Origin of the sequence: Paracoccus fontiphilus (assembly GCF_017356265.1) — a bacterium.
Lineage (GTDB): Bacteria > Pseudomonadota > Alphaproteobacteria > Rhodobacterales > Rhodobacteraceae > Paracoccus > Paracoccus fontiphilus.
The window spans coordinates 36,461-43,576 of the sequence record NZ_JAFNAW010000028.1; the positions used below are offsets into that span (position 1 = coordinate 36,461).

Genomic DNA, 7,116 nt, shown 5'->3' on the forward strand with positions numbered 1-7,116 from the left:
CTCTTACCTCCGCGATCAGCTGTTGAAGGGCATGTTGAAATGCTTCAACAGCGCTTTCGCTTCGGCGTCGGTCGGCGCCGTGGTGCAGATGATGATGTCCATCCCCAGAACTTCGTCGACCTTGTCGAAGTTGATCTCCGGGAACACGATGTGTTCTTTCAGGCCCATGGCATAGTTGCCGCGACCATCGAACGAGGTGCCCTTCACGCCGCGGAAGTCGCGGACGCGCGGCAGCGCGATGTTGATCAGGCGGTCCAGGAATTCATACATCCGGTCGCCGCGCAGGGTCACCTTGGCGCCCAGCGGCATTTCCTCGCGGACGCGGAAGCCTGCGATCGAGGTCTTCGCCTTGGTGATGACGGCCTTCTGACCGGCGATCAGCGACAGTTCCTCGGCGCCCTGCTTCACCTTCTTGGTGTCCTTGACGGCCTCGCCGATGCCCATGTTCAGGACGATCTTGTCCAGACGCGGGATCTGCATGTCGTTCTTGTAGCCGAACTCTTCCTTGAGAGCGGCGCGGACCTGCTCGCGATAGACGGCCTTCAGGCGCGGCGTGTACTTGGTTGCGTCCAGCATCAGATCACGTCTCCCGTGGTCTTGGCGAAACGGACCTTCTGGTCGCCTTCCATGCGGAAACCGACGCGGGTCGCCTTGCCGTTCTTGTCCAGCAGCGCCAGGTTCGACAGGTCGATCGGCATCGCCTTCGGCGTGCGGCCGCCCTGGGTCGTCTGGGTCTGGCGCTGGTGACGGATCGCGATGTTGATGCCGTCAACGACTGCCTTATTGTCCTTGGGGAACACGGCGGTGATTTCGCCCTGCTTGCCCTTGTCCTTGCCGGCAAGGACGACGACCTTGTCGCCTTTTTTCAGCTTGGCAGCCATTACAGCACCTCCGGAGCGAGCGAGATGATCTTCATGAAGTTCTTCGCGCGCAGCTCGCGAACGACCGGCCCGAAAATACGGGTGCCGACCGGTTCGCCCTGGTTGTTCAGGATGACGGCGGCATTGCGGTCGAAGCGGATCGAGGTTCCGTCTTCGCGCTTCACTTCCTTGGCGGTCCGAACGACCACGGCCTTGCGGACGTCGCCTTTCTTGACCCGGCCCCGCGGGATGGCTTCCTTGACGGAAACGACAATGATGTCGCCCACCGACGCATAGCGACGGTGCGAACCACCCAGGACCTTGATGCACTGAACCCGGCGTGCGCCGGAGTTGTCAGCAACATCCAGATTGGTCTGCATCTGGATCATTTGGTTTCTCCCGACCTTTGGGGACCGCCTTGTGCGGCCCCAGGGTTTCGATCATTTCTGATCTGTGATGATGGACTTATGCCGAAGCAGCTTCGTCCGTCAGGACAGTCCAGCGTTTCGTCTTCGAGATCGGCGCGCATTCGATGATGCGAACGGTGTCGCCGATCTTGAACTGGTTCAACGCGTCATGCGCCCGGTATTTCTTGGACGAACGAACGGTCTTGTGCAGCAGCGGGTGCTTGAAGCGACGCTCGACCAGAACGGTGACGGTCTGTTCGTTCTTGTCGCTGGTGACGCGGCCTTGCAGGATGCGTTTGGGCATGGGCCAGGCTCCTTAGTTCGAGGCCGCGGCTTCCGCCGCTTTCTGGTTCAGAATGGTCTTCACACGGGCCACGTCGCGGCGAACGGCGCGCATGCGGGCGGTGCTTTCAAGCTGGCCGGTGGCCTGCTGGAAGCGGAGGTTGAAGGCCTCCTTCTTCAGCGCGACAAGCTGGTCCTTCAGCTGGTCGGGCGTCTTCGACGTCAGTTCCTGCGCTTTCATGCGCCTGTTCCTTTCAACATCACCGGAGAGCCCCTGCACGCAGGGCCACCCTGATTCCCGGTGGAGTTTCGTGATGAAGGCCTGCCCATACAGGCAACGACGCCTTCGCGCAACCCTTTTCCCATGAGGGAAAAGGAAAACCCCGCCAGTCGCCCGGCGGGGTTCTTGCAGGGTGGGCTTCACCCCACCGCTTACCAGTCTTCGCGCGCCACGATCCGGGTCAGGACCGGCAGCTTCTGCGCACCCAGGCGCAGGGCTTCACGCGCGATCTCGTCGGACACGCCGTCGATCTCGAACATGATGCGGCCGGGATGGACGCGGGCGGCCCAGAAATCGACCGAGCCTTTACCTTTACCCATCCGCACTTCGGTCGGCTTCGAGGAAACCGGGACGTCCGGGAAAATCCGGATCCAGACCCGGCCCTGACGCTTCATGTGGCGGGTGATCGCGCGGCGGGCCGCTTCGATCTGGCGGGCGGTGACGCGCTCGGGCTCGGTGGCCTTCAGCGCGTAGGACCCGAAGTTCAGGGCGAAACCGCCCTTGGCCTCGCCGTGGATCCGGCCCTTGTGCTGTTTGCGGAACTTCGTCCGTTTCGGTTGCAGCATCTGTCAGTCTCCTTAGCGCGCGTCGCGGTCACGGCGCGGACCACGCGGAGCCGGACCTTCCTGAGCCTCGGCGGCCTTGCGGTCGCGAGCCTGCGGGTCATGCTCCATGATCTCGCCCTTGAAGATCCAGGTCTTCACCCCGATGATCCCGTAGGGGGTCGTGGCTTCAGCCAGCGCATAGTCGATGTCGGCGCGCAGGGTGTGCAGCGGCACACGGCCTTCGCGATACCATTCGGTCCGCGCGATCTCGGCGCCGCCAAGGCGGCCCGACACGTTCACGCGGATGCCCAGGGCACCCATGCGCATCGCGTTCTGAACCGCGCGCTTCATGGCGCGGCGGAACGAGACCCGACGCTCCAGCTGCTGGGCGATCGATTCCGCGACCAGGGCGGCATCGACTTCCGGCTTGCGGACCTCGACGATGTTCAGGTGAACTTCCGACTTGGTGAAGTTCGCCAGCTTGTTGCGCAGGACCTCGATATCGGCGCCTTTCTTGCCGATGATGACGCCCGGACGCGCGGCATGGATCGTGACGCGGCACTTGCGGTGCGGACGCTCGATGATGACGCGGCTGACGCCCGCCTGCTTGGCCTCCTTCTTGATGAAGTCCCGGATCTTCAGGTCTTCAAGCAACAGGTTGCCATAGTCCTTGTCGTCGGCGTACCAGCGGCTGTCCCAGGTGCGGTTGACCTGCAGGCGCATGCCGATCGGATTGACCTTCTGACCCATTACGCTTGCTCCTCGACTTGGCGCACCTTGATGGTGATTTCCGAAAACGGCTTCATGATCTTGCCATACCGGCCACGCGCCCGCGGACGGCCGCGCTTCATCACCAGGTTCTTGCCGACCCAGGCTTCGGCGACGACCAGGTTGTCGACGTCAAGCCCGTGGTTGTTTTCAGCGTTCGCAATCGCCGACTGCAGGCACTTCTTCACGTCGCCCGCGATGCGCTTGTGCGAGAAGGTCAGGTCGGCCAGGGCCTTGTCCACCTTCTTGCCGCGGATCAGCTGCGCGACGAGGTTCAGCTTCTGCGGCGAGGTGCGAAGCATCTTGGTCTTCGCGAACGCCTCGTTCTCCGCCACGCGGCGCGGATTTGTTTCCTTACCCATGACGATTACTTCCTCTTGGCTTTCTTGTCCGCCGCGTGGCCGTAATAGGTCCGCGTGGGCGAATATTCACCGAATTTCTGGCCGATCATCTCCTCGGTCACGGCAACGGGGATGTGCTTCTGCCCGTTGTAGACGCCGAAGGTCAGGCCGACGAATTGCGGCAGGATGGTCGAGCGACGCGACCAGATCTTGATGACGTCGGATTTCCCCGACTCACGGGCCTTTTCCGCTTTCTTGAGCACATAGGCGTCAACAAAGGGGCCCTTCCAGATAGAACGTGCCATGGATCAGCGGCCCTTCTTCTTCGCGTGACGCGAACGCAAGATGTACTTGTCGGTCGCCTTGTTGCTGCGGGTCTTCTTGCCCTTGGTGTCCTTGCCCCAGGGCGTGACCGGCGTGCGGCCACCCGAAGTCCGGCCCTCGCCACCACCATGCGGGTGGTCGATCGGGTTCATGGCAACACCGCGAACGCTGGGACGGATGCCCTTGTGGCGATTGCGGCCGGCTTTCCCGAGGTTCTGGTTCGAGTGGTCGGCATTCGACACGGCGCCGATGGTCGCCATGCATTCCTGACGGACCATGCGCAGCTCGCCCGAGGACAGGCGGATCTGGGCATAGCCGCCGTCGCGGCCGACGAACTGGGCATAGGTGCCCGCCGAACGGGCGATCTGGCCGCCCTTGCCGGGCTTCAGCTCGACGTTGTGGACGATGGTGCCGATCGGCATGCCGCTGAAGGGCATGGCGTTGCCGGGCTTCACGTCGACCTTGGCGCCCGCGACAACCTTGTCGCCAACGGCTAGGCGCTGCGGCGCGATGATATAGGCGCGCTCGCCGTCTTCATAGGAGATCAGCGCGATAAAGGCGGTGCGGTTGGGATCGTATTCGATCCGCTCGACCGTGGCGGCCATATCGAACTTGTTGCGCTTGAAATCGACGATGCGATACAGGCGCTTCGCCCCGCCGCCCTTGCGGCGCATGGTGATCCGTCCGGTGTTGTTCCGACCGCCGTTCTTGGTCAGGCCTTCCGTGAGGGCCTTGACCGGGCGACCTTTCCAAAGCTCCGAACGGTCGATCAGAACCAGCCCGCGCTGGCCAGGCGTCGTCGGTTTATACGACTTCAATGCCATCTTTCTGTCTTCCGTTGCTTTGGACCAGGGTGGTCCGTTTGGTCTAAAAGATCAGCGGCCCCGGTTACCCGAGGCCGCAGATTCGCGCCATCTATCAGAGTCCGGTGGACACGTCGATAGTGTTGCCCTCTTCCAGGGTGACATAGGCTTTCTTGACGTCGCTGCGACGGCCCAGGATGCCCCGGAACCGCTTCTGCTTGCCCTTGGTGATGGTCGTGTTGATGGCCTTCACCTTGACGCCGAACAGGGCCTCGACAGCCTGCTTGATCTGCGGCTTGCTGGCGTCCTTCGCCACCTGAAAGACCACGCCGTTGTTTTCCGACGTCATGGTGGCTTTCTCGGTGATGATCGGCTTGACGATCACGTCGTAATGTTCAGCTTTCGCGCTCATTTCAAACGAGCCTCCAGAGCTTCGACGCCCGAACGCGTGATCACCAGGGTGTCGCGCTTCAGGATGTCATACACGTTGGCGCCCATCGACGGCAGGATGTCCACACCCTCGATGTTGCGGGCGGCGCGGGCGAAGCCTTCGTTGACCTCGGCCCCATCGATCACCAGCACGCGCTTCCAGCCATTTTCCTTGACGGCCTTGGCGACGGCGGCGGTCTTGGCATCGGCGAGGTTCAGATCCTCGACGATCACCAGCTCACCGGCGGTTGCCTTGGCCGACAGGGCATGGCGCAGGCCCAGGGCGCGCACCTTCTTCGGCAGGTCGAAGGCGTGCGAACGCGGGGTCGGGCCCTTGTAGGTGCCGCCGTGACGGAAGGTCGGCGCCTTCTTGGAACCGTGGCGGGCGCCGCCGGTGCCTTTCTGGCGATAGATCTTCTTCGTCGAATAGCTGACGTCCGACTTGCCCAGCACCGAGTGGGTGCCCTGCTGCGCCTTAGCGCGCTGCCAGCGGACGACGCGCTGCAGGATGTCGCCGCGCGGCTCCAGCCCGAAGATCTCGTCGGCCAGCTCGATTTCACCGGCCTTGCCGGTGTCCAGCTTGATCACATCGAGTTTCATCACTTGTCTCCTTCGGGCGCAGCAGCGTCGTCACCCTCGGCCTTGTCGGCCTGGATCGAAGCTTGCGCGTCTGCCAGTGCAGCTTCCTCGGCGGCAGCGGCTTCGGCGGCGGCAGCCTCACGGGCGGCTTCCTCGGCAGCGGCGGCTTCGGCGGCGGCGGCTTCGGCCAGACGCTTGGCTTCCTCGGCAGCCGACTTCAGGGCGGCCGGGTAGATCACGTTCTCGGGGGTCGCCTTCTTGACGGCGTCCTTGATCGTGACCCAGCCACCTTTCGAACCGGGAACCGAGCCCTTGACCATGATCAGGCCACGGTCGGCATCGGTGCGCACGACCTGAAGGTTCTGCGTGGTGACGCGGACGGCGCCCAGGTGACCCGCCATCTTCTTGCCCTTGAACACCTTGCCGGGGTCCTGGCACTGGCCGGTCGAGCCGTGCGAACGATGAGAGATCGACACGCCGTGCGAGGCGCGCAGACCGCCGAAATTGTGACGCTTCATGGCGCCCGCGAAGCCCTTACCGATCGAGGTGCCGGCGATATCCACATACTGACCCGCGAAATAGTGGTCAGCCGTGATCTCCTCACCGACGTTGATCAGGTTTTCCTCGGCGACGCGGAATTCCGCGATCTTGCGCTTGGGCGCGACCGAGGCTTTCGCGAAGTGACCGCGCATCGCGGCGGTCGTGCGCTTGGCCTTGGCAACGCCGGCGCCCAGCTGGACGGCGGTATAGCCGTCGCGGGCCACGGTGCGCTGGTCCACGACCTGCAGGCTGTCCAGTTGCAGAACGGTCACCGGAACCTGACGGCCGTCTTCCAGGAACAGCCGGGTCATGCCCAGTTTCTTGGCGATAATACCAGTACGCAGCATCATCCCCTCCTTACACCTTGATCTCGACATCCACGCCGGCGGCGAGGTCGAGCTTCATCAGCGCGTCAACGGTCTGCGGGGTCGGATCGACGATGTCCAGCAGGCGCTTGTGCGTGCGGATTTCCCACTGGTCGCGCGACTTCTTGTCGATGTGCGGGCCGCGCAGGACGGTGAACTTCTCGATCTTGTTCGGCAGCGGAATCGGGCCGCGAACGGTCGCGCCGGTGCGCTTGGCGGTGTTGACGATTTCCTGGGTGCTGGCTTCCAGCACGCGGTAATCGAACGCCTTCAGCCGGATGCGGATATTCTGACTTTGCATAGTCATCCCTCTGACGGGGAGTTCCAGTTGAGAGGCTGACAGCGCACCACGCGATCCCAGCATCGAACCGTATAAAAACTGCAAGGCCGCCCTTGATAAGGCGGCCAGGCGCAAGGCAGGCGAATCTCCACACGCGGCGGATTCAACTGCGATGCGGGCCTATAGCGTCTTTGGCGGGCCTCCGTCAAGTCCGATCGACCATGCCCTTTGCGCCATGGGAAAAGGGCCGCCTTGCGGGGCGGCCCTTTCGTCTGTGTTCCGGCAAGCCGCGGGGCTTACTTCAGGATCTTCG

Annotated in this window: 14 protein-coding genes; all 14 read right to left on the bottom strand. The window is 63.1% G+C overall.

Annotated elements, in window-relative coordinates; translation table 11 throughout:
- Positions 1-15: 15 nt before the first annotated feature.
- The 14 genes from rplE to rpsJ all read right to left on the bottom strand — a co-directional run bounded on the left by rplE (position 16) and on the right by rpsJ (position 6,824).
- A complete protein-coding gene (gene rplE / locus J0F76_RS11365; RefSeq protein WP_207469487.1) occupies positions 16-576 on the bottom strand; it encodes a 50S ribosomal protein L5 in 561 nt (186 codons plus the stop codon).
- Positions 576-881, bottom strand: coding sequence for a 50S ribosomal protein L24 (rplX, locus tag J0F76_RS11370; protein ID WP_207469489.1), 306 nt, complete (start codon positions 879-881; stop codon positions 576-578). The genes rplE and rplX overlap by 1 nt, the downstream gene beginning before the upstream one ends.
- Positions 881-1,249 (bottom strand): 50S ribosomal protein L14, encoded by a 369-nt coding sequence (gene rplN, locus J0F76_RS11375; RefSeq protein WP_010400243.1) that lies wholly within the window; start codon positions 1,247-1,249, stop codon positions 881-883. Before rplN ends, rplX begins: the two co-directional genes overlap by 1 nt.
- Before the next feature lie 76 nt (positions 1,250-1,325).
- Positions 1,326-1,571, bottom strand: a complete 246-nt coding sequence (gene rpsQ / locus J0F76_RS11380) for a 30S ribosomal protein S17 (protein WP_207469497.1) — start codon at positions 1,569-1,571, stop codon at positions 1,326-1,328.
- Between the two features lie 12 nt (positions 1,572-1,583).
- Positions 1,584-1,790 (bottom strand): 50S ribosomal protein L29, encoded by a 207-nt coding sequence (gene rpmC, locus J0F76_RS11385; protein WP_103173026.1) that lies wholly within the window; start codon positions 1,788-1,790, stop codon positions 1,584-1,586.
- A 191-nt stretch (positions 1,791-1,981) separates the two neighbouring features.
- On the bottom strand, positions 1,982-2,395 hold the full coding sequence (rplP, locus tag J0F76_RS11390) for a 50S ribosomal protein L16 (RefSeq protein WP_200683679.1): 414 nt from the start codon (positions 2,393-2,395) through the stop codon (positions 1,982-1,984).
- Positions 2,396-2,407: 12 nt separating this feature from the next.
- Positions 2,408-3,124, bottom strand: coding sequence for a 30S ribosomal protein S3 (gene rpsC / locus J0F76_RS11395; protein WP_207469499.1), 717 nt, complete (start codon positions 3,122-3,124; stop codon positions 2,408-2,410).
- Positions 3,124-3,504, bottom strand: a complete 381-nt coding sequence (rplV, locus tag J0F76_RS11400; protein ID WP_126155999.1) for a 50S ribosomal protein L22 — start codon at positions 3,502-3,504, stop codon at positions 3,124-3,126. The genes rpsC and rplV overlap by 1 nt, the downstream gene beginning before the upstream one ends.
- 5 nt (positions 3,505-3,509) lie before the next feature.
- Positions 3,510-3,788: a 30S ribosomal protein S19 gene (rpsS, locus tag J0F76_RS11405; RefSeq protein ID WP_167622735.1), complete on the bottom strand. Its 279-nt coding sequence runs from the start codon at positions 3,786-3,788 to the stop codon at positions 3,510-3,512.
- Between the two features lie 3 nt (positions 3,789-3,791).
- Positions 3,792-4,631 (bottom strand): 50S ribosomal protein L2, encoded by an 840-nt coding sequence (gene rplB, locus J0F76_RS11410; protein WP_207469501.1) that lies wholly within the window; start codon positions 4,629-4,631, stop codon positions 3,792-3,794.
- Between the two features lie 94 nt (positions 4,632-4,725).
- Positions 4,726-5,022: a 50S ribosomal protein L23 gene (locus J0F76_RS11415; protein ID WP_207469503.1), complete on the bottom strand. Its 297-nt coding sequence runs from the start codon at positions 5,020-5,022 to the stop codon at positions 4,726-4,728.
- Positions 5,019-5,639 (bottom strand): 50S ribosomal protein L4, encoded by a 621-nt coding sequence (rplD, locus tag J0F76_RS11420; RefSeq protein WP_207469505.1) that lies wholly within the window; start codon positions 5,637-5,639, stop codon positions 5,019-5,021. The genes J0F76_RS11415 and rplD overlap by 4 nt, the downstream gene beginning before the upstream one ends.
- The gene (gene rplC / locus J0F76_RS11425; RefSeq protein WP_207469507.1) at positions 5,639-6,505 is read right to left on the bottom strand and encodes a 50S ribosomal protein L3; all 867 of its coding nucleotides are present in this window, start codon (positions 6,503-6,505) and stop codon (positions 5,639-5,641) included. The genes rplD and rplC overlap by 1 nt, the downstream gene beginning before the upstream one ends.
- A 10-nt stretch (positions 6,506-6,515) precedes the next feature.
- The gene (rpsJ, locus tag J0F76_RS11430; RefSeq protein ID WP_089386317.1) at positions 6,516-6,824 is read right to left on the bottom strand and encodes a 30S ribosomal protein S10; all 309 of its coding nucleotides are present in this window, start codon (positions 6,822-6,824) and stop codon (positions 6,516-6,518) included.
- Positions 6,825-7,116 lie beyond the last annotated feature (292 nt).